The following is a 25843-nucleotide window of genomic DNA, read 5'->3' on the forward strand; positions in this document are numbered from 1 at the left end:
GCGCTACGACGCGCCCGCCGCCGCCCGCAGGTTGACCAGGTCGCGCTGCAGCTCGCGGATCTCGTCGCGCAGCCGCGCCGCGTACTCGAACTTCAGCTCGTCGGCCGCGGCGAGCATCTCCTCCTCGAGCTCGACGATCGTCCGCTCGAGCTCGGCGGCGTCCATCGGCGCCTCGGACTTGCGCCGCCGTTTGCCGCGGCGGTTGGACGGCACCTTCGACTCGCCCTGCAGGAACTCGGTGATGTCCGAGATGCCCTTGACGATCGTCGACGGCGTGATGCCGTGCTCCTCGTTGTAGGCGACCTGGATCGCCCGGCGGCGGTCGGTCTCCTCCAGCGCCGAGCGCATGGCCGCCGTCTCCTTGTCGGCGTACATGATCACCATGCCCTCCTGGTTGCGGGCGGCGCGGCCGATCGTCTGGATCAGCGACGTCTCCCCGCGCAGGAAGCCCTCCTTGTCGGCGTCGAGGATCGCCACGAGCGAGACCTCGGGCAGGTCGAGCCCCTCGCGCAGGAGGTTCACGCCGACGAGCACGTCGTACTCGCCGAGGCGCAGGTCGCGGATGATCTGGATGCGCTCCAGCGTGTCGATCTCCGAGTGCAGGTAGCGCACGCGGAAGCCCATCTCGAGCAGGTAGTCCGTGAGGTCCTCGCTCATCTTCTTCGTGAGCGTTGTGACCAGCACGCGCTCCTCCCGGTCGACGCGGATGCGCACCTCGTTCATGAGGTCGTCGATCTGGTTGCGCGTCTCGCGCACCTCGACGGCCGGGTCCACGATGCCGGTCGGCCGGACGATCTGCTCGACGATCCGCCCGCTGTGCGCGCGCTCGTACTGGCCCGGCGTCGCGGAGACGAACACCATCTGTGGCGTGATCGACAGGAACTCGTCGAAGGTCTGCGGCCGGTTGTCGAGCGCGCTCGGCAGGCGGAACCCGTAGTCGACCAGCGTCTGCTTGCGCGACCGGTCGCCCTCGTACATGCCGCCGATCTGCGGCACCGTCTGGTGCGACTCGTCGATGAAGACGACGAAGTCGTCGGGGAAGTAGTCGAGCAGGCAGTAGGGCCGCGCCCCGGGCGGGCGCCCGTCGAGGATGCGCGAGTAGTTCTCGATGCCGTTGCAGAAGCCCATCTCGCGCAGCATCTCCATGTCGTACTGCGTGCGCTGGCGCAGCCGGTGCGACTCGAGCAGCTTGCCCTCCGCCTCGAGCTGGGCGCAGCGCTCGTTGAGCTCGCGCCCGATCTCCGCCACGGCGCGGTCGATCGTGCCCTCCTTGACGTTGTAGTGCGTCGCGGGCCAGATCGCAATGTGCTCGAGGTCGTCGGCGAGCAGCTCACCCGTGAGCGGGTCGAACCGCTGCAGCCGCTCCACCTCGTCGCCGAAGAACGTCGCGCGGTAGGCGGTCTCCTCGTAGGCCGGGAACACCTCGAGGGTCTCCCCCCGCACCCGGAACGTCCCGCGGCCGAGGGCCGTGTCGTTGCGCGTGTACTGGATCGAGACGAGCTTGCGCAGCAGCGCGTCGCGGTCGCTCTCGTCGCCGCGGCGCAGCACCTGCATGTTCATCTCGTACGTCTCCGGCGAGCCGAGGCCGAAGATCGCCGAGACGCTCGCGACGATCAGCACGTCGCGCCGGGCGAACAGCGCGGCCGTCGCGGCGTGGCGCAGGCGGTCGATCTCCTGGTTGATCGCCGAGTCCTTCTCGATGTACAGATCGCGGCTCGGGACGTACGCCTCGGGCTGGTAGTAGTCGTAGTAGGAGACGAAGTACTCGACCGCGTTCTCCGGGAAGAACGTCCGGAACTCGTTGCAGAGCTGCGCTGCGAGCGTCTTGTTGTGGGCGAGGACGAGCGTCGGCTTCTGGACCGACTCGACGGTCGCGGCCATCGTCATCGTCTTGCCGGTGCCGGTCGCCCCGAGAAGGGTCAGGCCGCGTTCTCCGGCCAGGATGCCCTCGGCGAGGGAGGAGATCGCCTTCGGCTGGTCCGCTGTCGGCGTGAAGGCGCTGTCGAGCTTGAAGGGCGGCACCCCTTCACCGTACCGGCTAGGGGTGCCGACGCCGGCCCGCGGCGCACAAGGTTGGCTTGCAGCGGCGGCCGGCGAGAGGCGGGCCCCGTGGGCTGTCCCCTGCCCAGTGAGGCGCCGTGATCACGACCGGATGGACCTGCAGCCGCGCCCGGGCGGCGGCGAGCACCAGGCGGTCGAGCGACCGGAAGTCCGTCGGCACCGCCGCCGGGCCCATCTCGGAGAAGTGGACCCGGTCGCGGTGCGGCACCTCGCCCATCGTGCGAAACGGCTGCGCCCCGGCCCACGACAACGTCAGCCCGACGGCCTCGGCGCCGTCGCCGTGCATCCGGAGCATCTGGCGGCCGACCGGCACCGTGCCGTCCGTGGCCGCGCGGTCCGCCACGACGCCGAGGAAGCCGGGCGGCACGGTGGGGGCCGCGAGGGCACCGGCGGGCCCGGCCAGCCCGCATGCGAGGAGCGCGGCGAGCGTGCCGACCGTCCGCCGACCCCGGAGCATCAGGCGACCCTGCACACCGGGATCGGGTCGGATGCGGAACGCTACAAGCCGAGCTCGTCGGGGTAGGTCGACCGGTAGTCGTCGCGCGCCTGCAGCACGCGATCGATGTACGCCCGGGTCTCCGCGAACGGGATGTCCTTCACGGTCAGGTCGCGCTCCTGCTCACGCGCGCGCGCGATCCACTTGTCGACGTTGCCCTGCCCGGCGTTGTAGGCGGCGAGCGCGAGCACCACGTTGTCGCCGTAGCGGTCGAGCATGTGCCGCAGGTACCACGCGCCGTAGCTGATGTTCACCTGGGGGTCGGCGAGGTCCTCCTGCTTGAAGTTCACCCCGCCGGTGCGCTGGGCGATCGCGTCGGCCGTGTCGGGCGTGATCTGCATCAGCCCGCGCGCGCCGGCGTGCGACGTCTGATCGGAGAACTTCGACTCGGCGTAGATGACCCCGGCGATCAGCGCGGCGTCGAGGTGCTTGTCCGCGGCCTGCTGGCGGATGATGTCCTCGTGGTGCAGCGGCAGCGTGATCTCGCGCGCCGCGTCCTTCATCGACGGCAGGAAGACCACGAGCAGGGCCCCGATGAGCGCGAGCAGGCCGACGGCCGCCAGCCGGCGGCGGCGAACGGCGGTGCGGCGCCGCGCCTGGGCGCTGCGACGCTGGGGGGCGGCTCGCGTGCTCACGTCAGGGACTCAGCTTGGCAAGGATGGCCGACAGCTCCAACTCCAGATCGGCAACCGTCCCTGCATTGACGAGCGCAAACGTCGCACGTTGCGCCTTCTCGTCCTGTGACAGCTGGCGTGCAGCGCGCTCGTCGACCGCATGATGGCCGCGGGCGGCCGCCCGGGCGGCCCGCAGATCCTCGGGTGCGACGACGGCGATCGTGGCGTCGTACATGCCCTCGAGCCCGGCCTCGAACAGCAGCGGCGTCTCGACGACCGCCGCGCGCGGCGGGGGCCGTCGCCGTGAGACGTCCTCGCGCCACTCCGCGACGCGCCGGCCGACCCGCGGCCACAGCAGCCCCTCGAGCCAGCCGCGCTCCTGAGGGTCGGCGAACGCGTGCGCCGCCACCGCGCGGCGGTCGACGACGCCGCCGGGGGCCACCTCGGGCCCCCACCGTTCGACGACCGCGTCGCGCACCTCGTCCGTCGCGTACAGCTCGTGGACGACCGCGTCGGTCGACAGGGTGGCCGCGCCGAGATCCTCGAGCGCGGCCAGTGCCGTCGACTTCCCGGCGCCGAGCCCGCCGGTGAGACCTACGAAGGGCACCGCCACAGGCGGTCGGCCCTACGCGTCTTCGGTCTGGCCCGCCGGCCGCGCCTCGTCGGCCGCGGACTCCTCGGACTCATCGGCGGCGGCCACCGGCTCGTCGGCCACGACCTCGTCCGCCACGTCGGCCACGGCCACCGGCTCATCGGCCGGGGGCTCATCCGCCACCGCCGGCTCGTTTGCCACGACCTCGTCCGCCACGTCGGCCACGGCCACCGGCTCGCCGGCCGGGGGATCCTCGGCCGGCGCCTGCTCGGCGAACACGTCCTCGGACAGCCCCAGCGACGGGAGGTCGTCGAGGTCGCCCGCCTCGCCGCCGACCGGGTCCTCCTCGGTCGCCAGCTCGGACTCGCTCGGCGAGCGCAGCGGCAGCACCTGGCCCTCGACGCGCTTCACCGACAGCGACAGCCGCCGGCGCTCGGAGTCGATCTCCAGGATCTTCACGCGAACGTTGTCGCCCGGCTGCACGATCTCGCGCGGGTTCTCGACGTGATGGGCCGCGAGCTCGGAGATGTGCACGAGGCCCTCGACGCCGTCGAGGATCTCGACGAACGCGCCGAACGTGACGACCTTCGTCACGGTGCCCTCGAGCTCGTCGCCGACGTGGTAGGTGTCGACGACCCGCTGCCACGGGTCCTCCTGGGTCTGCTTGAGGCCCAGGGAGATGCGCTGGCGGTCGCGGTCGATGTCGAGCACCTTGACCTGGACGGTCTGGCCGATCTCGAGGATCTCGCTCGGGTGGTTGACGTGCGACCACGACAGCTCGGAGATGTGGATGAGCCCGTCGATGCCGTCGAGGTCGACGAACGCGCCGAAGTCGACGATGTTCGAGATCGATCCCTCGACGACGAGGCCCGGCTGCAGGCGCTCGAGGATCCGCTCGCGGTCCTCCCGGCGCTGCTCCTCGAGCACGGCGCGGCGCGACAGCACGACGTTGTTGCGCGACCGGTTGAGCTCGATGACCTTGCACTCGATCTGCTGGCCCATGTACTCGTCGAGGTTCGGCACGCGCCGGATGTCGACGAGGGAGGCGGGCAGGAAGCCGCGGACGCCGAGGTCGATGATCAGGCCGCCCTTGACGACCTCGATGACCGTGCCGATGACCGGCTCGCCGGACTCGGCGGCAGCCTCGATGCGGCGCCAGGCGCGCTCGAAGCGGGCGCGCTTCTTGGAGACGATCAGCCGTCCGTCCTGGTCCTCCTTGGTGAGGACGAGGGCGTCGACCTCCTCACCGAGCTCGACCTCTTCGTGCGGGTCGACGGACTTGCGGATCGAAAGCTCGTTGGAGGGGATGACCCCCTCGCTCTTGTAGCCGACGTCGACGAGGACCTCGTCGTTGTCGATGCGCACGACGCGGCCGGTGAGGACGTCGCCCTCTTCGAAGTGCGTGAACGTCGCGTCGTAGTTGGGGACGACCTGCCCGTCGATCTCGAGCAGGAGCCCGTCGGAGCCTTCAACCACCGTGGCGTTGGGGTTGTCAGGCGGGGTCTGGACTGTGGTGGGCATGAACGGCTCAGGTTAGCGACCTTCGGGGGTGTGGGCGGCTACCCTGCCCCACGCATGCCCGTCCGTGCCACCAAGCGGGGCGCCGAGCGTACGCCGCTCCACGCCGACGCCGACGTCGTCATCTGCGGCGCCAGCTTCGCCGGCCTGGCCGCCGCGCGCGAGCTGCTCGGCACCGGCGCGCGCGTCGTCGTGGTGGATCGCTACGAGATCGGGGAGCGCCAGACGTCGGCCTGCGCCGCCCCCACCCCGTGGCTGCAGCACCTCGGGCTGGGCGCCGCGATCCGCCAGACGTTCGGCGATCTGCTCGTGCACACGCAGCGCGAGGACATCCGCTATCGGCTGCCGTGGACCTTCTCCACGTTCGACTACCGCGAGCTGTGCGCGCTGCTCGCCGGCCAGGGCGACTTCACGTTCGACACCGCGAAGGTCGAGGGCATCACGCGCGGCGCGGTCCACACGGTGCACACCGATCGCGGCAACCTGCGCGCGCCGCTGGTCGTCGACGCGCTCGGCTGGCGCCGGGTCCTCGGTCGCGACGTGCGCATCCAGCCGCCCGAGGCGCGGCTCTCGCGCGGGCTGGAGGTCCACCCCGCGGGCCGCGGGGACGACCTCGAGCTCTGGATCGACCCGAAGGTCATCCGCTCCGGGTACGGCTGGAGCTTTCCCGCGGGCGACGAGGTCCGCGTCGGCGTCGGCTCGTTCGATCCGCACGACCACGTCAAGGACCCGACCGTCGAGCTCGCCGAGGAGGTGGGCGTCCCGCCGATCGGCTACCAGGGCAACTGGATCCCGCACGAGCTGCGGCCCGCGACGAGCGAGGGCGTGTTCTTCGCCGGCGACAGCGCCGGCCACTGCCTGCCGCTGACGGCGGAGGGCATCCGCACCGCGTTCTACTTCGGCATGGCGGCGGGCCGCGAGCTGCGCGCCGTCGTCGAGGGCCGGCGGACGCGGGAGCAGGCGCTCGGCGGCTACGGCGCGTTCTCCGCCTCCCATGCGCGGGCGTACCGGTGGCTGCTGCACTGCCAGCGGATGGTGGGGCCGCTGAACGACCGCGGCCCGCTGCTTGGATTCGTCATGCGCGGGGTCAACCGCGGCTGGTGGATCGAGTACTTCTTCAACCGCTATCTCGCGGTCGCGCCGCCGCAGTTCGCGCTGACCTCGCCGGTGGCCCGGAGCGCTCCGGCCCGCGCGGCCGCGTAGCCGCGGCGGCGCACATGGACCTCGCGCTGCTGCGGACGTTCGTCACGGTCGCGCGCGCGGGCAGCGTCACCGTGGCGGCGCGCGACCTGCACCTCTCCCAGGCCAGTGTGTCGCGCCATCTCCAGCGCCTCGAGTCCGACCTGGGCACGCCGCTCTTCCTGCGCCGTGACGGCCGGCGGCTCGAGCTGACCGACGCGGCGCAGCGCATCCTCGTTCCGGCGACGGAGCTCGTCGCCACGGCCCAGGACCGCTGGGAGCGGCTGCGCGAGCTCGCCGCGGGACGACCCGAGCACATCGCGGTCGTCGTGGGGCCGATGGTGACGTCGATGCCCGAGACGGTCGAGACGCTGCGGCGCTTCCACGCCGAGCACCCGGACGTCGACGTGCGTCTCTCCGAGGAGGTCAACTCGGAGGCCGCGGGACGTGCGCTGCGCGCCGGCGACTTCGACCTCGCGATCCGCGGGCTGCGCGACGAGGACGTCACCGCCGACCTCGAGTGCCGCGAGATCGCGCCGCTGACCATGCACGCGGTCCTGCCCAACGACCATGCCCTGGCCGGGCGCCACCGCATCGGTCTCGCCGACATCAGCCGCGAGACCTTCGTCTTCCGCGAAGGCAGCGATGCCCTGCGCGACTTCCTCGCCGCGTGCGCCGACGCGTGGATCGACCCGCACGTCGCGCACCTCGTCGAGGAGCCGATGGCGGCGATCCGGCTGCTCACGGCCGGCGAGGCGATCACGGTCGCCTGGGCCCCGGTCGGCCGGGCCCCCGGGCCGCTCGCCCACAGCTTCCGGATGATCCCGATCGAGACCGCCGCGCCGCGGACGACGCTGACCGCCTACTGGCTGAGCGAGCGTCGCCCGCCGCGCCCCGCGCTCGATCTCGTGGAGGACGCTCGCGCGCAGCTCAGGACCTGGGGCGAGCCGACCACGGACCCATCCAGAAATGGATGACCCGGGTGCGCATCGGGATAGGCGCGAAGGGCCCTCACCTGCTCAAATGACGCCGTGTCCGCAGACGACCGTCATGTTGCGCTCTGGGGCGACGCCGTCGTCGCCCTCTCGGTGATCACGCTCGTCGCGCTCGCCTGGTGGCCGACGCGAACGGTGGCGCTGCAGATCGCCGTCACCGCGACCGGCGTCATCGCACTCGCCGGCCGGGTCGCCCTGGGCGTGCGCCGGCGCCGGGCCCCTCGGCCGCTCGCGTCAGAACCCCCGGCGTTCACGTGCGTGGATGAGCCGTGGGTCGCGTTCCTGCGGTGCACGGCGCCGGATCCAGACGTGGCCGGTCCAGAGCACCACGAGGACGCCCATGGCGATGGTCAGGGGAAGCACCTCGCCGGGGTCCCAGGCGCCTAGCGCGACGAAGAACGCGTACACGCCGAGGACGAGCAGCGAGACCACCCAGAACGCGTTGCGGAGCATCGCGGCACTCCTTCCGGGTCGGTATGGGTGCCGTCCCGGCAGATGGTACGACGCGAGGCGGGTCCGCTCAACGGGCATGCCACCATTCGCGCATGGCCTCCACCGACGCAGCCGCCGTCACCGTCCAGACGATCGGCGGGCCCACCGCCGTGCTCGAGATGGGCGGCCTCCGCATCATGCTCGACCCGACCTTCGACCCGCCGGGCCGCTACGAGCGCGAGGGCGCGCCGGCGCTCGTCAAGACGCGCGGCCCCGCGGTCGAGGCCGACGCGCTCGGGCCGCTCGGCCTCGCGCTCGTCTCCCACGATCATCATCCGGACAACCTCGACGCCGCCGGGCGCGAGCTGCTGAGCACCGTCCCGCTCGTGCTGACGACGGTCGCGGGCGCGCAGCGGCTCGGCGGCACGGCGCGCGGCCTGGAGCCCTTCGAGTCGACCGACGTCGACCTGCCCGGCGACCGCAGCCTGCGCGTCACCGCGATCCCCGCCCAGCACGGCCCGGACGGCACGGACCACCTGACGGGCCCCGTGATCGGCTTCCACCTCACCGGCGACGGGCTGCCCACCGTCCACGTCAGCGGCGACAACGCCTCGCTCGACGTCGTCCGGCGCATCGCCGACCGCCTGGGCCCCGTGGACGTGGCGGTCCTCTTCGCCGGCGGGGCCTGCCTCGCGGGCCGCTTCGACGGGGCGCTGCTCACGCTCGGCAACCGCGAGGCGCCCGAGGCCGCGCAGATCCTCGGCGCGCGGGTTGTCGTGCCCGTCCACCATGACGGCTGGGAGCACTTCTCCGCGCCCCTCGACGGCCTCGTCGAGGCGTTCACCGCCGCCGGGATCGGCGACCGGCTGCGTGTCGTGGAGCCCGGCGCGGGGCCCGTTCGCGTCTGGCCGCCTACTTGAGCGACGGGCGCAGCGCGAGATCCGACAGCGGACCGAGGTGGTGGAGCTTGTCCGGGTTGAGGATCGAGTGCACGCGGCGGATGCGGCCGTCCTCGACGTCGAGGCCGACCACGTTGACCAGCCGGCCGTCCGGGCCGCGCGAGCGAAAGCCCGGCTGCCCGTTGACCAGGACAGGCTCGAGCGTGATGCCCATGTCGACGCCCGCCCGGTAGAACGCCGCCAGCGCCCGGGCCACCTGAGCGCCGCCGGCCATCGGCTTCGGGATCGAGCGCGCCTTGCCCCCGCCGTCGCCGACGAGCACCGCGTCGGGCGCGAGGAGCGCGACGAGCCCGTCGAGATCGCCGTCGCGGGCGGCGTCGAGGAAGCGGGCCGCAAGGGCGCTGCGCTGCGCCGGGTCGGGATCGAAGCGGGGGCGCTCGTCGCCGATGCGCCGCCGCGCGCGGCTGAGGATCTGGCGGCAGTTCGCCTCGCTCTTGCCGACGATGCCGGCGATGTCCGCGAAGCGGTAGTCGAACGCGTCGCGCAGGACCAGGACGGCGCGCTCCTCCGGCGTCAGGCGCTCGAGCAGGACGAGGAACGCCAGCGAGATCGTCTCCTCGTCCTCGACGCGCCCGACCATCGCGTCCTCGACGAGCGGCTCGGGCAGCCAGTCGCCGACGTAGGTCTCGCGCCGCACGCGGGCGGAGCGCAGCACGTCAATCGCCAGGCGGGTGGTGACCGTCGTGACGAACGCCTCGTCGTTGGCGACCGCATCGGTCGAGTGCAGGCGCAGCAGCGCCTCCTGCACCACGTCCTCGGCCTCGGCGACGCTGCCGAGCATCCGGTAGGCGACGGCGAAGGAGAGCGGGCGGAGCTCCTCGACGGTGGACACTGTCACAGGGTGGCACGCCGTCTCGTCGGAGGGGCATGCACATCTTCCTCGCAGGAGCGACCGGCGCGGTCGGCCGCTCCCTCATCCCCCTCCTGATCGAGAACGGCCACACCGTCGCCGGGCCCACCCGCAGCGCCGCGAAGGCGGACCTGCTGCGCTCGCTCGGTGCCGCGCCGGTCGTCGTCGACGGCCTCGACCGCGATGCCGTGCGCTCCGCGGTGGCGGCCGAGCGCCCCGACGCGATCGTCCACCAGATGACCGCGCTCACGGGCATGGCGGACCTGCGCAGGTTCGAGCAGGCGTTCGCGGTGACCAACCGCCTGCGCACCGAGGGCACCGATCACCTGGTCGCCGCGGCCCGCGACGCGGGCGTCGAGCGGATCGTCGCGCAGAGCTACACCGGCTGGCCGTACGCGCGCACCGGCGGCCCGGTGAAGACGGAGGACGATCCGCTCGACGCCGACCCTCCGCGCCAGATGCGCTCGACGCTCGACGCCATCCGCCATCTCGAGCAGGCGGTGACGGGCGCCGGCGGCGTCGTGCTGCGCTACGGCGGGTTCTACGGTCCCGGCACCGGGCTGGTGCCCGGCGGGGAGCAGTGGGATGCCGTGCGGGCGCGCAGGTTCCCGCTCGTCGGAGACGGCGGCGGCGTGTGGTCGTTCACCCACATCCAGGACGCCGCGGGCGCGGTGCTCGCCGTGCTCGAGGACCACCGGCCCGGAGAGCTCTACAACGCCGTCGACGACGACCCGGCGCCGGTGCGCGAGTGGCTGCCCGCGCTGGCCGCCGCCGCGGGTGCCCCGCCGCCCCGCCACGTGCCGCGCTTGGTCGCGCGGCTGATGGGCGAGCACCTCGTCACGCTCATGTGCGAGGTCCGCGGTGCGTCGAACGCGAAGCTCCGCCACGAGCTGGGCTGGACGCCGCGGTGGCCGACGTGGCGCGAGGGGTTCGCCGCGCTCGAGCGCTCGCGGGCGGCCGCCTAACCGGCGACGAGCGTGTTGTGGAAGGCGGCGACCCGGTGGCCGTCGCCTTCCGCCACGAGGACGATGCTCGCGAGGGCATCGAGGTCGCCGGCGAGCGGGCCGGAAGGCACGTGCAGCGCGCCGCTGACCTGGGCCAGGATGACGCGCTCGTCGAGTGCGCGGGCCCCGATCAGGGCGTAGCGCACCGTGCTGCCCCGGTAGATCGTGTCGAAGATGCCCTGGTGGCCCGCGGCGATCGCCTCGGTGCCGGAGTGCAGCTCGCCGCGGATGTTCACGAAGTCCGCGTCCCGCGCGAACGCCCGGGCGAAGGCGGCGCCGTCGGCGGCGTTCCAGGCCGCCTCGAGCTGCTCGATCACGGCCTGGCTGATGGTGGTCGGGTCCATGGTGGGGCCTCTCGATCGGTCGCTGCTTGACACCTGCCAAGACGCACGTATATCCGATACACTTGACACGTGTCAAGCACGGACGAGCGGATCCTCGAAGCGGCGCGCCGGCTGGTCGGGTCGCAGGAGGCGCTGCCGACGATGTCGGACGTCGCCCGGGCGACCGGCATCTCGCGCCAGGCGCTCTACCTGCACTTCCCGGATCGCGCCGCGCTCCTGCTCGCCCTCGTGGAGCACGTCGACGATCGGGAGGGGCTCGCGGCCGCGCTCGCCACGGTCGAGGCGGCGGCGGACGGGCCGGCCCAGCTGCGCGCGTGGGTCGAGATGCAGGCGCGGCGCAACCCGCGCATCGCCGCCCTGGCGCGGGGCCTGGACCAGACCCGGCACGAGGACGGGCCGACGGCCGCGGCGTGGCGCGACCGGGCCGGCAACCGGATGCGCGGGGCGACCGCCATCGTGCGGCGGCTGCGCGGCGAAGGGCTCGTGCATCGCAGCTGGACCACCGCCGAGGCATCGGCGCTCGTGTGGGAGCTCGTCTCCTTCCGGGTGTGGGACGACCTCGTCAACGAAGCGGGCCTCGCCCCCGCGCGGTACGCCGAGATCGTCACCACGGCCGTGCTCGCGGCCCTCGGCTCCCCGGTGCGCCGCCGCGCGCGACGGGCGGGCTGACCGGGCGCTCAGGCGGCCGCGCCCCGTGCTCAGCGCCGGCCGCCGGCGACCAGCGTCAGCCCGGGGATCTCGACGCCGTGCGGGCCGGCGTAGGCGGCGAGCTCGGCGATCGCCCGCTCGCGGATCGCGCCGACCGCATCCGCCGGCATCCCCGCGAGCATCTTCGCGACGGGCCCGGCGATGTTCGGCACCCGCTCCCACCATGCGTCGAGCGACCGGGGCCGGAACGGCGCGTCGACCTCGCGGCCGCGGACGTTCTCCAGGCCGGCGCCGCGCAGGAGGCCGACGAGGACGTCGAGGCTCGGCAGCGAGAACGGGCCGGGGACGCCGGGCGGCGGGATCGGGGCGCTCAGCTGCTCGCCGACCGCGTCGAACAGCGTGCCGAGCCACGGGTTGCGCTCGCGCGCGCCCCACACCGCGATCGACGCGCGCCCGCCGGGCCGCAGCACGCGCGCGATCTCCCGCGCGGCGCGGGCGGGATCGACGACGAGCATCAGCCCCTCGCGGCACAGGACGACGTCGTAGGCGGCGTCGGGCTCGTCGATCGCCTCGAGGTCGAGGACGCGCGTCGTGACGTTGGTCAGCCCGCGCGCCGCCGCGCGGGCCGCCGCGATCTCGGCCATCTCGACCGCGACGTCGGAGAGGACGACCTCGCCGGGGTCCGCCAGCGGCGCCGCCTCGAGGCCGACGCCGCCCGGGCCGCACGCGAGCTCGAGGACGCGCTCCCCGGGCCGGATCTTCGCCAGCGCGAGCATGGCCGCGGCGGTGCCCGCGTTGTGCTCGTCGATCTCGTCGGCGCCGTCGCTCCACGCCGGCGCGACCCCGGCCCACTGCTGGTGCAGCGCGGCGCGCAGATCGTCGCTCATGGCTCGATGATCGCACGCCGCGGCCCCTCCGCGGGACGGACCGCCCGTCAGCGGCCGGGCTGCGTGATCAGCAGCGTGCCGATCACGAGCAGGCCCATCCCGACCAGCCGCGGCGCGGTCAGGCCGATCTTGTCGAGGCCGAGCACCCCGGCGCGGTCGAGCGCGGCGGAGACGATGAGCTGGCCCGCGACGGTCGCGGCGACGACGCCGCCCGCCCCCAGCGTGCGCACCGTCACGAGCGACACGGTCACGAGCACCGCGCCCAGCAGGCCGCCCGTCAGCTCGTACCAGTGCGCGTCGCGCAGGCCGCTCAGCTCGCCGAAGCCGCCCTTCAGCGAGACGTACAGGACGAGCAGCACGATCGCCGAGATGCCGGTGCTGACGAACGCCGCGCCGATGACGCTGACGTGCTTGCCGAGCTGCGAGTTGACCGGCGGCTGGAAGGCGATCAGACCGCCGACGAAGATCGTCGCGACGATGGCGAGGGCGCGGTCCATGGCCGCACCTACTTCGCCTCCAGCCACGTCCTCCCTGCGCCGACGTCGACCTCGAGCGGCGGGTCGCGGTCCTCCCAGGGCGCCAGCATCTCGCGCTCGATCAGCTCGCGCACCGCGGCCTCCTCCTCCGGCGGGCCCTCGAACAGCAGCTCGTCATGGATCGTGAGGATGAGCCGGGAGCGCAGGGGTGGGTGCGATCCCGACAACGAACGCGCAGCGCCGATCATCGCCAGCTTGATGACGTCGGCGGCGGTGCCCTGGATGACCGTGTTGACCGCTAGCCGCTCGCCGAGCGTGCGCACCTGGTAGTTGCGCGCCCGCAGCTCGGGGATCTGGCGCCGGCGGCCGTAGAGCGTCGTCACGTACCCGAGCTCCTTGGCCTGCTCGATCGTCCCCTCGATGAACGCGGCGACGCGCGGGAAGCGGGCGAGGTACGCGTCGATGACCGCCTTGGCCTCCTCGCGCGGGATGTTCAGCCGGTCGGCCAGGCCGTAGTCGCTCAGGCCGTAGACGATCCCGTAGTTGATCATCTTGGCCTTCGAGCGGTCCATCGGGGTGAGGTCCTCCGGCGCCTTCTCGAAGACCTGCGACGCCGTGGCCGTGTGGACGTCCTCGCCGCGGACGAAGATCTCCTTGAGCACGGGCTCGTCGGCGACGTGGGCGAGCACGCGCAGCTCGACCTGCGAGTAGTCGGCGGAGACGAGGACGTTGCCGGGCGCCGCCTCGAAGCAGCCGCGGATCTCACGGCCGAGCGGGGTGCGGACCGGGACGTTCTGGACGTTCGGGTTCGTCGAGGCCAGGCGGCCGGTGGTCGCGGCCGCCTGCACGAACGTGGTGTGCAGGCGCGACTGCTCGTCGACCATCTGCGGCAGCACGTCGAGGTAGGTCTTGGCGAGCTGGTTGAGCTCGCGCCAGCGCTCGATCTTCGGCACGATCGGATGCTCGTCGCGGATCTGCTGCAGGACGCGTGCGTCGGTGGAGAAGCCGGTCTTGCCGCGGCGCTTCTTCGACAGGCCGAGCTTGACGAACAGGACCTCCCCCAGCTGCTGGGGCGAGCCGATCGTGAACTCCGTGTCCGCGAGCCGGTAGATGTCGTCCTCGAGGTCGCGCAGCTCGCCGTGGACGCGGTCGGCGACCTCGGCCAGCTGGTGCGTGTTGAGCCGGATGCCGTCGATCTCCATCGCGCGCAGCACCGGGACGAGCGGCAACTCGACGTCGCGCATGAGCAGCGTCAGCCCGCGGTCCTGCAGCTGCTCGCGCTGCCAGGCCGCGAGCGCGGCGGCCTCGACCGCGCGCGCGGCGAGCGGGTCCTCGAGGTCCGCGGCCAGGCCGCGCTCCTCGACGAGCTCGCGCAGCGGGTAGCCGCGGCGGGCGGGCTCGAGCAGGTACGCGGCGAGCAGGGTGTCGTGGACGAGGTTCGCCGGGACGGCGCCGAGCGCCTTGGCGTCGTGGGCGATGACGGGCCGGTCGCCGAGTGCGGCGACGACGGCGGCCGGGCTGTCCGTGCCGCCGGCCACCACCGCTCCGCCGGCGCCCGCGACGGCGAACCGCCACGGCGCGGCGGCGAGCAGCTCGCCCTCGGGCGGCTCGGCCTCCTCCACGAGAACCGTGAGCTCGCCCTTCAGGGACACCGTGTCGGCGAGCGTGCCCTCGCGCAGCGTGGCGGGCAGCGTCGTCTCGGCCACCGGCGCCGGCGCGGCGGCGTCCGGGTCGCCGAGCGCCTCCTCCAGGCGGCGCAGCGGGTCGCGCAGCTCGAACTCGCGGAAGACCTCGCGCAGCCGTGAGCGGTCCGGCTCGCGCGCGAGCGCCGCCGTGATGTCGAGCTCGACGCCCGGCACCTCGCGCTGCGCGGTCGCGAGCTGCTTGGAGATGCGCGCGGCGTCGGCGTGCTCGCGCAGGTTCTCCTGGCGCTTGGCGCCCGAGACGTCGTCGACGTGGTCGAGGACCTCCTCGAGCGTGCCGAAGCGCTGCAGCAGCTGGGCGGCCGTCTTGTCGCCGATGCCCGGGACGCCGGGGATGTTGTCGGACGTGTCGCCCTTCAGGCCGTAGAAGTCGGGGATCAGCTCGGGCCCGATGCCGTAGCGCTCCTCGACGTCCTCGGGGCCGTAGAGCTTCGTCTCGGTGATGCCGCGCGACGTCGCCATGACGCGCACGCGGTCGTCGACGAGCTGGAAGGCGTCGCGGTCGCCCGTGACGATCGTGACCGCGAGACCGGCGTCCTTGGCCCGCTCGGCGATCGTGGCGATGACGTCGTCGGCCTCGTAGCCGTCGACGCCGTAGTTCGTGTAGCCGAACGCCTCGACGAGCGGCTCCATGTGCGGGTACTGCTGGCCGAGCAGGTCGGGCTTCGTCGGCCGGTGGCCCTTGTACTCGCCGTAGAGCTCCTTGCGCCCGCTCGATCCCCGGTCCCACACGACGACGGTGGGGACGACGCCGTGGTCGGTGATGAGCTTCACCAGCATCGACGCGAACCCGAAGATCGCGTTCGTCGGAAAGCCCGTCGAGGTGGCGATCGACTCCGGAAGCGCGAAGAACGCCCGGTAGACGAGCGAGTTGCCGTCGATCAGGTAGAGCTCGCTCGCAGCGCCGTCGGTGGACACGGGCCCGCACGCTAGCGAGGCCGGTTGCGCCACGTCCACCGGGCAACCCGCTGCCCGTCCCGGCACCGCCGCGCCATATGCTCGGGGCATGTCCGCAACCCTCTCAGCCCAGTACTCGCTGACCATCCGGGTCGAGATCGACCACCGGCCGGGAATGCTCGGGCAGGTAGCGACCGCCATCGGGCACGCGGGAGGGACGATCGGGGCGGTAGACCTGGTCGACGTGACCGACGCGCACACGCTGCGCGACATCACCGTCGACGCCGCCGACCAGGACCACTGGCAGGGCATCCTCGAGGCGATCGAGGCGCTGCCCAGCGCGCACGTCGTCGACACCACGGACCGCACGTTCCTGCTGCACATGGGCGGCAAGATCGAGCAGCGCAACAAGGTGCCGATCGCCACGCGCGACGACCTCTCCATGGCGTACACGCCGGGCGTCGCGCGGGTGTGCAGCGCCATCGCCGCCGACCGCGACAAGGCCTTCCAGTACACGATCAAGCGCAACACCGTGGCGGTCGTCAGCGACGGCACGGCGGTGCTCGGCCTCGGCGACATCGGCCCGGAGGCGGCCATGCCGGTCATGGAGGGCAAGGCGATGCTCTTCAAGGAGTTCGCCGGCGTCGACGCCTTCCCGATCTGCCTCGCCACGAAGGACCCCGACGAGATCGTCGCCACGGTCCGGGCGATCGCACCCGGCTTCGGCGGGATCAACCTCGAGGACATCTCCGCGCCGCGCTGCTTCGAGATCGAGGAGCGCCTGAAGGCCGACCTCGACATCCCGGTCTTCCACGACGACCAGCACGGCACCGCGATCGTCACGCTCGCCGCGCTGCTGAACGCCACGCGGTTGATCGGCAAGGAGATGGTCGCCCTGCGCGTCGTCGTCGTGGGCCTGGGCGCGGCGGGGGTCGCGGTGACGAAGATCCTGCTCGAGGCGGGCGTGGAGCACGTGATCGGCTGCGACTCGCGCGGCGCGGTGCACACCGAGCGCGGCGACTACCTCGACGGCTCGATGACGCCGATCAAGCGCTGGTACGCGGAGCACTCCAACCCCGAGCGCCGCGACGGCGGGCCGGCCGACGTCGTCGACGGCGCGGACCTGTTCGTCGGGCTGTCGGGCGCGCGAGTCATGCCGCCGGAGGCGCTGGCGCGCATGAACCGGGACGCGATGGTCTTCGCGATGGCCAACCCGACCCCGGAGGTCTCCCCCGAGGAGGCGGCGCGCTACGCGCGCATCGTCGCGACCGGGCGCTCGGACTACCCCAACCAGATCAACAACGTGCTCGCCTTCCCGGGCATCTTCCGCGGCGCGCTCGACGTCCGCTCGCCGCAGATCACCGAGGAGATGAAGCTCGCCGCCGCGCGCGCGATCGCGGCGATCGTCGCGGAGAACGAGCTGCGCGAGGACTACATCATCCCGTCGGTGTTCAACCGCGACGTCGCGCCCGCGGTGGCGTCCGCGGTGGCCGAGGAGGCGCGGCGGGCCGGGATCGCGACCGCCGGCGAGCAGATCGGCTTCGCCGCGGCCGACGCGGGCCGCATCCACGCCATCTGACGGCGGCGCCCCGCCCGTCGCACCCAGCGTCGAGTTTCTGCTCCACGCCATGTGACGGCGGCGCCCCGCCCGTCGCATCCAGCGTCGAGTTTCTGCGGCTCCGGCTGAGAAAGTCGACGGTCGGCGCCCGCGGGGTGGGGCGCCGGGCGCTCAGGCGAACAGCGGCTGCCCGACGTACCCGCCCGGCTGCGTCCCGCCCGGCACCGCGAACACCGCGCTGCCGACGTGCTTGATGTACTCGTTGAGCGCGTCGCGCGCGAGGCTGCTCTGGACCTTGACGAACGCGTCCGGGTCGCGCTGGAAGGAGATGAAGAACAGCCCGGCGTCGAGCTGGCCGAGCTGATCGTCGAGGCCGTCGGTGAACGAGTAGCCGCGGCGCAGCAGCGCCGCCCCGCCGTTGCTCTCCGGCCGCGCCAGCCGGACGTGGCTGTCGGCCGGCAGCCGCGCGGGGTCGACCGCGTCGAACTCGGCCCGCCCGCCGAACGGCGCGCCGCTGACCTTGTGGCGGCCGAACGTCTGCTCCTGGTCGCCCAGCGACGCGCGGTCCCATACCTCGATCAGCATGCGGATCCGGCGCGCGACGAGGTACGTGCCGCCGCGCATCCAGTCCGGCGCCTCGCCGCCCACCCACACCGACTCGGCGAGCGCGGCGCGGTCCTCGGCCTTGAGGTTGTTCGTCCCGTCCTTGAAGCCCATCAGGTTGCGGGGCGTGTCCTGCGCCCGACTCGTCGACGACGTGCGGCCGAACCCGAGCTGGGACCAGCGGATGACCGCGGTGCCGCGAGCGATCCGGGCGAGGTTGCGCACGGCGTGGAAGGCCACCTGCGGGTCGTCGGCGCACGCCTGCACGCACAGGTCGCCGCCAGAGCGCGCGCCGTCGAGCTCATCGCCGGGCAGGGCCGGCAGGTCGCGCAGCGCCGCGGGCCGGCGCGCCGCCAGGCCGAAGCGGCCGTCGAACAGCGACGGCCCGAAGCCGATCGTCACCGTGAGCCGCGCCGCGGTGAGGCCGAACGCCTCGCCCGTGTCGTCGGGCGGCGCGAGCTCCACGGCGTTCGCCGGGCCCGGGGGGCGGCCGGCCGTCATGCGCCGCGCGGCCTCGGTCCACGCCCGCAAGAGGCCGGCGACGTCCTCGCGCCGGTCGGACACCACGTCGAAGGCCGCGAAGTGCAGCCGATCCTGGGCGGCAGTGGCGATCCCGGCCTGGTGCTCGCCGTCGAACGGCACGACGTGGTCGCCGGCGCCGGAGGAGCTCGAGGACCCGGAGTCCGCGCTGCCGATCGCGATCCCGACGCCCCCCGCCGCGAGCGCGGCGGCGCCGGCGCCCGCCCCGCCCAGCAGCGCCCGGCGGCTGAGCCGCCGCCGCGGCCGAGCGGGCTCGGCGGGCTGCGACTCCGAGGTCGGGTCGGTCGGCTCGCTCACGGCGCCCAGCCTAGTCGCCCCGTGAGGGTGCCCTAACCGCCGGAGCCACCGGACCCGCCGGAGCCACCGGGGCCACCAGAGCCACCGGAGCCAGCGGAGCCACCAGAGCCACCAGAGCCACCGGGGCCACCCGAGCCGACCGCCAGCGCCGGTGCCCGCGACAGCGGCTCGGCGAGCTGGTCGATGAGGCGGCTGAGCTCGCGCACCTGTGCCTTCGTCAGGTCGTCGTAGCTGACGAACCGGGCGCCGCGTCCGAACGGCTTCAGCCCGGCGTACACCGCGTCGAAGCGGCGCTCGATCGTCGCCACCAGCTCCGGATCGTGGCGCTGCAGCGCGGGCTTGATCGCGTCGAACGCCGCCTGGGCGCCCGCCACGTTGGCCTCGAAGTCGACGAGGTCGGTCCGCGAGTAGCGCTCCTCCTCGCCGGTGATCTTCGACTTCGAGACCTCGTTGAGCAGCTCGTTGGCGCCGTTGCCGACCTGCGCGGGCTCGAGCTCGATCCTCGGCATCGTGGCCTGCAGCTCCCGCGTGTCGGCGACGAGCTGCTCGGCGAGGGCGCGCGTGCCGCGCGTCGTCCCGGCCTCCCACAGCCGCCGCTCGATCGGGTGGAAGCCCGTCCATGCGTGGCCGGGCTCGACGTCGTTGACGCGGGCGTCGATGCGCGGGTCCAGATCGCCGAGCGACTCCGCGATCGGCTCGATGCGCTCGTACGGGATGCGCGCCTCGACGTACGCGCGGCGGGCGGCGCCCAGGTCGCCGGAGGCCAGGGCGTCGCGCAGGCGCGCGGTGCCGTCGACGAGCGCGCGGGCCTGCGCCTCGGCGTACGCCCGGTAGCCCTTCATGCCGGCCGCCAGCTCGGGCGAGAGCCCGGACGCGGCGCGCGCGCCGGTCACCACCAGCGTGCCGGACTCGTCCGTGCCCCCCGGACACAGCAGCTCGTAGCGGCCCGGCTGCAGCGTCAGGGAGAACTTGCCGGTCTGGCCGTCGGTGAGGTGCTCGGCCTCGGCCAGGACCCGCGTGCCGCTGAGGATCTCGTACTCGGTGACGCTTCCGTTGTCCTTGGCCGTGACGATGAAGTTCGCCGGCCCGGCCGCGACCCGCAGGTCACGCGGGCTGCATCCCTCCTTCGTCACGGACACGTCGATGTCGCGCGCGCCCGCCCGAGTCCCGCTGCTGGCCAGCGACTCGCTGCTCGAGCCGCCCGCGACGACGCCGATGACGACGGCCACCGGCGCGACGATCGCGGCCGCGGCCGCGACCGCGTTGCGGATCGCCCGGTGGCGGCGGGCCGGGACGAGCACGAAGACGAGCATCGGCACGGCGTAGACGAGCCAGCCGACGACCTCGATCACGGTCGGCTCGGGCTGCAGCCCGAACATGCCGGTCAGCAGGGCGCCCGACACGGCGCCCGGGTCGACGAGCCAGGAGAGGTCGAACGCCACGCCCTGACCGGCGGTCACCCAGCCGGCCTCCGCCGCGGCGTGCAGCGCGCTGGCCACGAGGCCGGCCGCGACGAGGACCAGCAGCGCGCCGGTGATGCGGAAGAAGCGCGAGAGGTTCAGCCGGACGCCCCCCTTGTAGATCGCCCAGCCGAGGACGATCGCCACCGCGAGGCCGAGGAGCGCCCCGGCGCCGGCGGCCGACGTGTTGCTCGAGTCCTGGAAGACGGCGACGAGGAAGACCGCTGTCTCGAACCCCTCGCGCAGCACGGCGAAGAACGCGAGGGTGACGAGCGCCCACGTCGAGTTGCGCTCGAGCGCGGCGGCCGCCTCGCCGTGCAGCTGCGACTCGAGCGCCGCCGCATGGTTCGTCATCCAGACGATCATGTAGGTGACCATCGCGACGGCGACCATCGCGACGATCGCCGCGAGGGCCTCCTGCTGGCGGTGCGGCAGCTCCTCGCCCGCGAGGCGCAGGCCGATGCCGACGCCGAGACAGAGCAGGACGGCGAGCCCGACGCCGAGCCACATCGGGCGCAGCGCGTCGCGCCGGCCCTCCTGGCGCAGGAACGCGGCGATGATGCCAACGATCAGGGCGGCTTCGAGGCCTTCACGCAGGGCGATGACGAAAGTCGGCAGCATGTGGTGTGAGAGGTGCGGCTTAGGGGCCCCGAATAAGGGTGCCCGAACTGTATCGCGCCATCCATGTCTGCCCCGGAACGCGGACTCTCGGGCACCGACCAGGAGCGATCGCATGAAGATCACCATCAGCGGAGCCAGCGGCCTCATCGGCCGGCGCCTCGTGAAGCGGCTGCGCGACCGCGGCGACGACGTCACCGTCCTCACGCGCGACCCGGCGCGGGGGCAGTCGCTGGGCGTCCCCGCCGTCGCCTGGGACCCGTCCGCCGGCCCCGCGCCCGCGAGCGCACTCGCCGGCCGCGACGCGGTCGTGCACCTCGCGGGCGAGAACGTGGCCCAGCGCTGGACCGACGACGCCAAGCAGCGCATCCGCCGCAGCCGGGAGCTCGGCACCCGCAACCTCGTCGCCGGCCTGGCCGCCGCCGATCCGGCACCCCGGGTGCTCCTGTCGGCCTCGGCCGTGGGCATCTACGGCGGGCACGGCGACGAGCGCGTCCCCGAGTCCACGCCGCCCGGCCACGGCTTCCTCGCCGAGGTCTGCGTGGCCTGGGAGCGCGAGGCGCGCGCGGCGGCCGAGCGCGGGACGCGCGTGGTGCTCGTGCGCACCGGCGTGGTGCTCGACGCCGAGGGCGGCGCGCTGGGCCGGATGCTGCCGTTCTTCAAGCTCGGCGTCGGCGGACCAGTGGCGGGCGGGCGCCAGTACCTCCCGTGGATCCACGCCGACGACGTGACCGGCATCTACCTCACCGCGCTCGACGACGACGAGTGGGACGGTCCGGTCAACGCGACGGCGCCCGAGCCCGTGACGAACCGCGACTTCTCCCACGCGCTCGGCCGTGCGCTGCGGCGGCCCGCGTTCGCCCCGGTGCCCGCGTTGGCCATCCGCACCCTGTACGGCGAGATGGCGGAGATCGTCACCGAGGGCCAACGCGCGGTGCCCGAGCGCACGCAGGCGCTCGGCTACACGTTCGCCCACCCGCAGCTGGACGAGGCGCTGCGGTCCGCGCTGCGCTGACGCTCAGCGCGTCAGGCGGTCGGCCGGCTGTCGATGTCGATCTCGGCGGCCTTGCGGCGCTTGGGGATCACGCCGTCGACCCGGCGGCGCGAGCCCGGGCGCGGGATGGCGAGGTAGATGACCAGCCAGATCGGGATGGCGGCCACGGTCACGAGCAGGCCGGTCGCCAGCCCCCAGCGCTCCCCGTATCCGGCGCGGTCCGAGAGCCACGAGGCGATGATGGCCGAGGCCAGCCACAGCAGAAGGAGGTACAGCGCCTTGGCGCCCAGCAGGGCGAAGATCGCGGTGACGGTCATGCTCCGAGGTAGGCCTTCTGGACGTCGGGGTTCTCGCGCAGGCTGCTCGACACGTCCGCGAGCGCGACGGCGCCGGTCTCCAGCACGTAGCCACGGTTCGACACGCCCAGCGCGTAGTTGGCGTTCTGCTCCACCAGCAGGATCGTCGTGCCCTGGCGGTTGATCTCGGCGATGGTCTCGTAGATGCGCTCGACGAGGATCGGCGCGATGCCCATCGACGGCTCGTCGAGGAGCAGCAGTCGGGGCCGGCCCATCAGCGCACGCCCGATGGCGAGCATCTGCTGCTCGCCGCCCGACATCGTGCCCGCCTTCTGGCGCTCGCGCTCCTGCAGCCGCGGGAACAGGGTGAACACGCGCTCCATGTCCTCCCCGACCTCGTTGTCGCGCCGCAGGTAGGCGCCGAGCTCGAGGTTCTCCCGCACCGACATCCGCTGGAAGCAGTGGCGGCCCTCGGGCGACTGCAGGATCCCGAGCCGGACGATCTCCTGCGGCGCCATCAGCGAGATGTCGCGGCCCTCGAAGCGGATCGCGCCGTCGCGCGGCGGCGTGAGCCCCGAGATGGACCGCAGCGTGGTCGACTTGCCGGCGCCGTTGGAGCCGATGAGCGTGACGATCTCGCCCTCGTTGACCTCGAGCGAGACGCCCTTGAGGGCCTCGATGTTGCCGTAGTACGTGTGGATGTCGTCGACCTCGAGGAGGCTCACGATGAAACCGCCTTGCGGCTCGCGGCCGTCCGGTGTGAGAACGCGCGGGGCTCCATCTACTCCGACTCCTGCTTTCCCAGGTAGGCCTCGATCACGCGCGGGTTCGCCCGCACCTCCGCCGGGTCGCCCTCCGCGATCTTCTCGCCGTGGTCGAGCACCGTGATGCGCTCCGAGACGCCCATGACCACCTTCATGTCGTGCTCGATGAGCAGGATCGTCAGGTCGCGTTCGTCGCGCAGGCGGACCATGAAGTCGGTCAGGCGCGCCGACTCGTTGGGGTTCATGCCCGCCGTCGGCTCGTCGAGCAGCAGCAGGTGCGGTTCGGAGGCGAGCGCGCGCGCGATCTCCACCCGGCGCTGGTCGCCGTAGGAGAGGCTTGTCGACAGCTGCTCGTGCAGGCCGCGCTGCAGCCCGACGAAGTCGAGCATCTCGTGCGCCTTCTCACGGACCTCCCTCTCCTCGCGGCGGACCCGGGGCGTGCGCACGATCGAGCCGAACAGACCGGCTTTCATCCGCGAGTGCTCGCCGACCATCACGTTCTCCAGCGCGGTCATCGTGGAGAACAGCCGGATGTTCTGGAACGTCCGCGCGACGCCGCCCTTCGTGATGACGTCCGGACGGGCGCGCGTGATGTCGCGCCCGTCGAACGAGATGCGACCGGTGCTCGGCTTGTACAGACCGGTGAGCATGTTGAAGAACGTCGTCTTGCCGGCCCCGTTGGGCCCGATGATCGACACGATCGACTTGCGGGGGATCGCGAACGTGACGTCGTTGACGGCGACGAGTCCCCCGAAGATCTTCGACACGTTCGCCGCGGTGAGGATCGACTCGGTGGAGAGCGGGCTCACGTGTGGCTCACCTCCACCAGGTCCGCCTCCGTCCCGGCGCCCACCCCCTCGCGCAGTTCGAGCTGCCTTCGTCGCTCGGGTATCAGCCCCTCGGGCCGCAGGATCATCATGATCACGAGCAGGAAGCCGAAGATGCCGAACGACAGGTCGGCGAGCTGGAAGTTGAGCCCCAGCTTGGCGGGGACGTCGTTGAGCACGTCGGGGATCAGGCGGTAGTTGATGAGCGACAGCGCCACCGCTCCGACCACGACGCCCCACACCGACCCGAGGCCGCCGAGGATGATCATCGCGAGGATGAAGATCGAGAACGAGAAGGCGAACTGGTCGGCGTTGACCGTGTTGAGGTAGGAGCCGAGGAACGTGCCCGAGATGCCGCCGAACGCGGCGCCGGCCGCGTAGGCCAGCAGCTTCGTCTTCACGAGCGGCACGCCCATCGACGCCGCCGCCACCTCGTCCTCGCGGATCGCGATCCACGCCCGCCCGAGTCGCGAGTCGCGCAGGCGGATGTTGACGAACAGCACGACGAGCACCATCGCCAGCGCGGTCCAGTACCACGGCCTGAGGTTCAGCGGATTGAACGGATCGAGGCCGGGCAGCTTGATGGGGTCGATCGGCGTGATCCCCTGGCGCCCGGCGGTGAGCTTCGCGTCGTTGGTGAACGGCAGCGTGATCTCGTCGCCGTTGATGGCGAACACGCGCACGATCTCGCCGAACGCGAGGGTGACGATCGCGATGTAGTCGCCGCGCAGGCGCAGCGTCGGCAGGCCGATGACGATGCCCGCGACCGCGCAGACGATGATCGCGATGACGACGACGATCAGCCAGTTGAGGTGGATGCCCGGCAGCACCTGCGCGAACTTGCTCACGCCCACGTGGACGTCCGCGTTGGCGAAGAAGCCGGACATGAACCAGCCGGTGCAGTAGGCCCCGAACGCGAAGAAGGCGACGTAGCCGAGATCGAGCAGGCCCGCGTAGCCGACGACGATGTTCAGGCCGAGCGCCATGACGACGTACGCCAGCGACAGCGTCATGTCGTCGACCCAGCCGTCGGCCTTGCCGAAGAACAGTGGGAAGACGATCGCCAGCGCGATCACGGCGCCGGCGAGCGCGCGGTTGCCCCACTTGCCGAGCTTCAGCGCTCCGAAGCGGTTGCTCATCCGGCCTCCCTCGTCTCCTCGCCCAGAAGGCCCTGGGGCCGGAAGACCATGATCAGGATCAGGTAGGCGAACACGACGGCCGGGGTCCACTCGGGGCCGATGCGGTTGTCGGAGATCTGCTGGATGCACCCGATGATCAGGCCGCCCAGCACAGCGCCCTTCAGGTTGCCGATGCCGCCCATGACCGCCGCGGTGAACGCCAGCAGGCCGGCCTGGAAGCCCTGGAAGAACCAGATCGTCGTCTGGTAGAGCGCGTAGACGAGGCCGGCGGCGCCGGCCAGCATCCCGCCGATGAGGAAGGTCAGCGCGATCGTCGTGTCGACGTTGATGCCCATCAGGCGCGCCGCCTCGGGGTCCTGCGCGGTGGCGCGCATCGCCCGCCCCAGCCGCGCCCGGCTGACGAACAGCGTCAGCAGGATCACCAGGGGGATCGTCACGGCGAACGCCAGCAGGTCCGCGCGCGACACCACGATGCCGAAGACGCTGAAGACCTCCTGCTGGGCGTGGATGACGTCGTCGACGGAGGCCGGTGAGCCGCCGAGCCAGAGCAGGCCGACGTTCTGCAGCACGAACGACATGCCCACGGCGGTGATCAGCGGGGCGAGCTTGGGCGCCGCGCGCAACGGCCGGTAGGCCACGCGTTCGATCATCACGTTGAGCAGCCCGCAGACCACCATGGCCACGATGAGCGACGCGGCGAGCCCGAAGACGATGCCGGCGACGCCGGTGGCGAGGCCCACGCCGATCAACGCCCAGAACTGCGACGCGGTGAACGAGCCGATCATGAAGACCTCGCCGTGGGCGAAGTTGATCAGCTCGATGATGCCGTAGACCAGCGTGTAGCCCAGCGCGATCAGCGCGAGGATCGAGCCGTTGGACAGCCCGGAGAAGAGGTTGTTCGCGATGCGAGTGAGATTGCCGTCCTGACTGAGGTCCTGGATGCCGTAGACGACCGGCAGGACCAGCAGGAGGATGATCAACCCGTACTTGTTGAGCCACGCGCGGATGCGGCCGCCGGCGCTCACGGAGAGCGCGGTGGGCGGTGGTGGCGCCTGAGAGCTGGCTTCCATTCGCTGTGTCGACGTGGTGAGT

25 protein-coding genes are annotated in these 25843 nt (G+C 72.5%); 7 read left to right on the forward strand and 18 right to left on the reverse strand.

The window, feature by feature from the left end; translation table 11 throughout:
- Positions 1 to 3 precede the first annotated feature (3 nt).
- Genes uvrB through rpsA form a run of 5 tightly spaced genes read right to left on the reverse strand, consistent with a single transcriptional unit; the run spans position 4 to position 5284 of the window.
- Entirely contained in the window at positions 4 to 2022 is a 2019-nt protein-coding gene (gene uvrB, locus DSM104329_RS19455; protein WP_259311510.1) for an excinuclease ABC subunit UvrB, read from the reverse strand.
- 16 nt (positions 2023 to 2038) lie between these two features.
- Positions 2039 to 2518 (reverse strand): hypothetical protein, encoded by a 480-nt coding sequence (locus DSM104329_RS19460; protein ID WP_259311511.1) that lies wholly within the window; start codon positions 2516 to 2518, stop codon positions 2039 to 2041.
- A 41-nt stretch (positions 2519 to 2559) separates the two neighbouring features.
- Entirely contained in the window at positions 2560 to 3192 is a 633-nt protein-coding gene (locus DSM104329_RS19465; protein WP_259311512.1) for a lytic transglycosylase domain-containing protein, read from the reverse strand.
- A gap of 1 nt (position 3193) precedes the next feature.
- Positions 3194 to 3778: a dephospho-CoA kinase gene (coaE, locus tag DSM104329_RS19470; protein WP_259311513.1), complete on the reverse strand. Its 585-nt coding sequence runs from the start codon at positions 3776 to 3778 to the stop codon at positions 3194 to 3196.
- Positions 3779 to 3796: 18 nt separating this feature from the next.
- Positions 3797 to 5284 (reverse strand): 30S ribosomal protein S1, encoded by a 1488-nt coding sequence (gene rpsA / locus DSM104329_RS19475; RefSeq protein WP_259311514.1) that lies wholly within the window; start codon positions 5282 to 5284, stop codon positions 3797 to 3799.
- A gap of 54 nt (positions 5285 to 5338) precedes the next feature.
- Between rpsA and DSM104329_RS19480 the strand changes: the two genes are divergently transcribed.
- Complete coding sequence (locus DSM104329_RS19480; protein WP_259311515.1) at positions 5339 to 6484, forward strand: NAD(P)/FAD-dependent oxidoreductase; 1146 nt, start codon at positions 5339 to 5341, stop codon at positions 6482 to 6484.
- A 14-nt stretch (positions 6485 to 6498) separates the two neighbouring features.
- Positions 6499 to 7437 carry a LysR family transcriptional regulator gene (locus tag DSM104329_RS19485; protein ID WP_259311516.1) on the forward strand — a complete coding sequence of 313 codons (939 nt, stop codon included), beginning with the start codon at positions 6499 to 6501 and terminating at the stop codon, positions 7435 to 7437.
- 252 nt (positions 7438 to 7689) lie between these two features.
- Here the strand turns inward: DSM104329_RS19485 and DSM104329_RS19490 are convergent, their stop codons facing one another.
- Complete coding sequence (locus DSM104329_RS19490) at positions 7690 to 7908, reverse strand: hypothetical protein (RefSeq protein WP_259311517.1); 219 nt, start codon at positions 7906 to 7908, stop codon at positions 7690 to 7692.
- Positions 7909 to 8000: 92 nt separating this feature from the next.
- Between DSM104329_RS19490 and DSM104329_RS19495 the strand changes: the two genes are divergently transcribed.
- Positions 8001 to 8807 carry an MBL fold metallo-hydrolase gene (locus tag DSM104329_RS19495; protein WP_259311518.1) on the forward strand — a complete coding sequence of 269 codons (807 nt, stop codon included), beginning with the start codon at positions 8001 to 8003 and terminating at the stop codon, positions 8805 to 8807.
- On the opposite strand, the gene DSM104329_RS19500 is transcribed toward DSM104329_RS19495, so the two are convergent.
- Positions 8800 to 9678 carry an RNA polymerase sigma-70 factor gene (locus DSM104329_RS19500; protein ID WP_259311519.1) on the reverse strand — a complete coding sequence of 293 codons (879 nt, stop codon included), beginning with the start codon at positions 9676 to 9678 and terminating at the stop codon, positions 8800 to 8802. The genes DSM104329_RS19495 and DSM104329_RS19500 overlap by 8 nt on opposite strands.
- 35 nt (positions 9679 to 9713) lie before the next feature.
- On the opposite strand from DSM104329_RS19500, the gene DSM104329_RS19505 reads away from it, so the two are divergent.
- Entirely contained in the window at positions 9714 to 10661 is a 948-nt protein-coding gene (locus DSM104329_RS19505; protein ID WP_259311520.1) for an NAD-dependent epimerase/dehydratase family protein, read from the forward strand.
- On the opposite strand, the gene DSM104329_RS19510 is transcribed toward DSM104329_RS19505, so the two are convergent.
- On the reverse strand, positions 10658 to 11044 hold the full coding sequence (locus tag DSM104329_RS19510; protein WP_259311521.1) for an SgcJ/EcaC family oxidoreductase: 387 nt from the start codon (positions 11042 to 11044) through the stop codon (positions 10658 to 10660). The genes DSM104329_RS19505 and DSM104329_RS19510 overlap by 4 nt on opposite strands.
- 69 nt (positions 11045 to 11113) lie before the next feature.
- On the opposite strand from DSM104329_RS19510, the gene DSM104329_RS19515 reads away from it, so the two are divergent.
- The gene (locus DSM104329_RS19515) at positions 11114 to 11713 is read left to right on the forward strand and encodes a TetR/AcrR family transcriptional regulator (RefSeq protein WP_259311522.1); all 600 of its coding nucleotides are present in this window, start codon (positions 11114 to 11116) and stop codon (positions 11711 to 11713) included.
- A gap of 29 nt (positions 11714 to 11742) precedes the next feature.
- Here the strand turns inward: DSM104329_RS19515 and DSM104329_RS19520 are convergent, their stop codons facing one another.
- Genes DSM104329_RS19520 through polA form a run of 3 tightly spaced genes read right to left on the reverse strand, consistent with a single transcriptional unit; the run spans position 11743 to position 15676 of the window.
- On the reverse strand, positions 11743 to 12579 hold the full coding sequence (locus tag DSM104329_RS19520) for a class I SAM-dependent methyltransferase (RefSeq protein WP_259311523.1): 837 nt from the start codon (positions 12577 to 12579) through the stop codon (positions 11743 to 11745).
- A 47-nt stretch (positions 12580 to 12626) separates the two neighbouring features.
- Positions 12627 to 13076 (reverse strand): DMT family transporter, encoded by a 450-nt coding sequence (locus tag DSM104329_RS19525; protein WP_259311524.1) that lies wholly within the window; start codon positions 13074 to 13076, stop codon positions 12627 to 12629.
- Positions 13077 to 13084: 8 nt separating this feature from the next.
- Positions 13085 to 15676, reverse strand: a complete 2592-nt coding sequence (gene polA, locus DSM104329_RS19530; protein WP_259311525.1) for a DNA polymerase I — start codon at positions 15674 to 15676, stop codon at positions 13085 to 13087.
- An 88-nt stretch (positions 15677 to 15764) separates the two neighbouring features.
- On the opposite strand from polA, the gene DSM104329_RS19535 reads away from it, so the two are divergent.
- Positions 15765 to 17234 carry an NAD-dependent malic enzyme gene (locus tag DSM104329_RS19535; RefSeq protein ID WP_259311526.1) on the forward strand — a complete coding sequence of 490 codons (1470 nt, stop codon included), beginning with the start codon at positions 15765 to 15767 and terminating at the stop codon, positions 17232 to 17234.
- 150 nt (positions 17235 to 17384) lie between these two features.
- On the opposite strand, the gene efeB is transcribed toward DSM104329_RS19535, so the two are convergent.
- Both efeB and efeO read right to left on the reverse strand, forming a co-directional pair.
- Complete coding sequence (gene efeB / locus DSM104329_RS19540; protein WP_407655937.1) at positions 17385 to 18662, reverse strand: iron uptake transporter deferrochelatase/peroxidase subunit; 1278 nt, start codon at positions 18660 to 18662, stop codon at positions 17385 to 17387.
- Positions 18663 to 18685: 23 nt separating this feature from the next.
- Positions 18686 to 20734 (reverse strand): iron uptake system protein EfeO, encoded by a 2049-nt coding sequence (gene efeO / locus DSM104329_RS19545; protein WP_259311528.1) that lies wholly within the window; start codon positions 20732 to 20734, stop codon positions 18686 to 18688.
- A 112-nt stretch (positions 20735 to 20846) separates the two neighbouring features.
- Here efeO and DSM104329_RS19550 point away from each other — a divergent pair, with 112 nt between their 5' ends.
- Positions 20847 to 21746, forward strand: a complete 900-nt coding sequence (locus DSM104329_RS19550) for a TIGR01777 family oxidoreductase (protein WP_259311529.1) — start codon at positions 20847 to 20849, stop codon at positions 21744 to 21746.
- Positions 21747 to 21757: 11 nt separating this feature from the next.
- Here the strand turns inward: DSM104329_RS19550 and DSM104329_RS19555 are convergent, their stop codons facing one another.
- From DSM104329_RS19555 to DSM104329_RS19575, 5 genes are read right to left on the reverse strand one after another with little or no spacing between them, the layout of a single operon-like run.
- Positions 21758 to 22042 (reverse strand): hypothetical protein, encoded by a 285-nt coding sequence (locus tag DSM104329_RS19555; protein ID WP_259311530.1) that lies wholly within the window; start codon positions 22040 to 22042, stop codon positions 21758 to 21760.
- Positions 22039 to 22746, reverse strand: a complete 708-nt coding sequence (locus tag DSM104329_RS19560; RefSeq protein ID WP_259311531.1) for an ABC transporter ATP-binding protein — start codon at positions 22744 to 22746, stop codon at positions 22039 to 22041. The genes DSM104329_RS19555 and DSM104329_RS19560 overlap by 4 nt, the downstream gene beginning before the upstream one ends.
- Before the next feature lie 56 nt (positions 22747 to 22802).
- Complete coding sequence (locus DSM104329_RS19565; protein ID WP_259311532.1) at positions 22803 to 23594, reverse strand: ABC transporter ATP-binding protein; 792 nt, start codon at positions 23592 to 23594, stop codon at positions 22803 to 22805.
- On the reverse strand, positions 23591 to 24751 hold the full coding sequence (locus DSM104329_RS19570; protein WP_259311533.1) for a branched-chain amino acid ABC transporter permease: 1161 nt from the start codon (positions 24749 to 24751) through the stop codon (positions 23591 to 23593). Before DSM104329_RS19570 ends, DSM104329_RS19565 begins: the two co-directional genes overlap by 4 nt.
- On the reverse strand, positions 24748 to 25776 hold the full coding sequence (locus tag DSM104329_RS19575) for a branched-chain amino acid ABC transporter permease (RefSeq protein WP_259311534.1): 1029 nt from the start codon (positions 25774 to 25776) through the stop codon (positions 24748 to 24750). The genes DSM104329_RS19570 and DSM104329_RS19575 overlap by 4 nt, the downstream gene beginning before the upstream one ends.
- Between the last annotated feature and the right edge of the window lie 67 nt (positions 25777 to 25843).

Source organism: Capillimicrobium parvum, from assembly GCF_021172045.1.
In the GTDB taxonomy this organism is placed as follows: Bacteria; Actinomycetota; Thermoleophilia; order Solirubrobacterales; family Solirubrobacteraceae; genus Capillimicrobium; species Capillimicrobium parvum.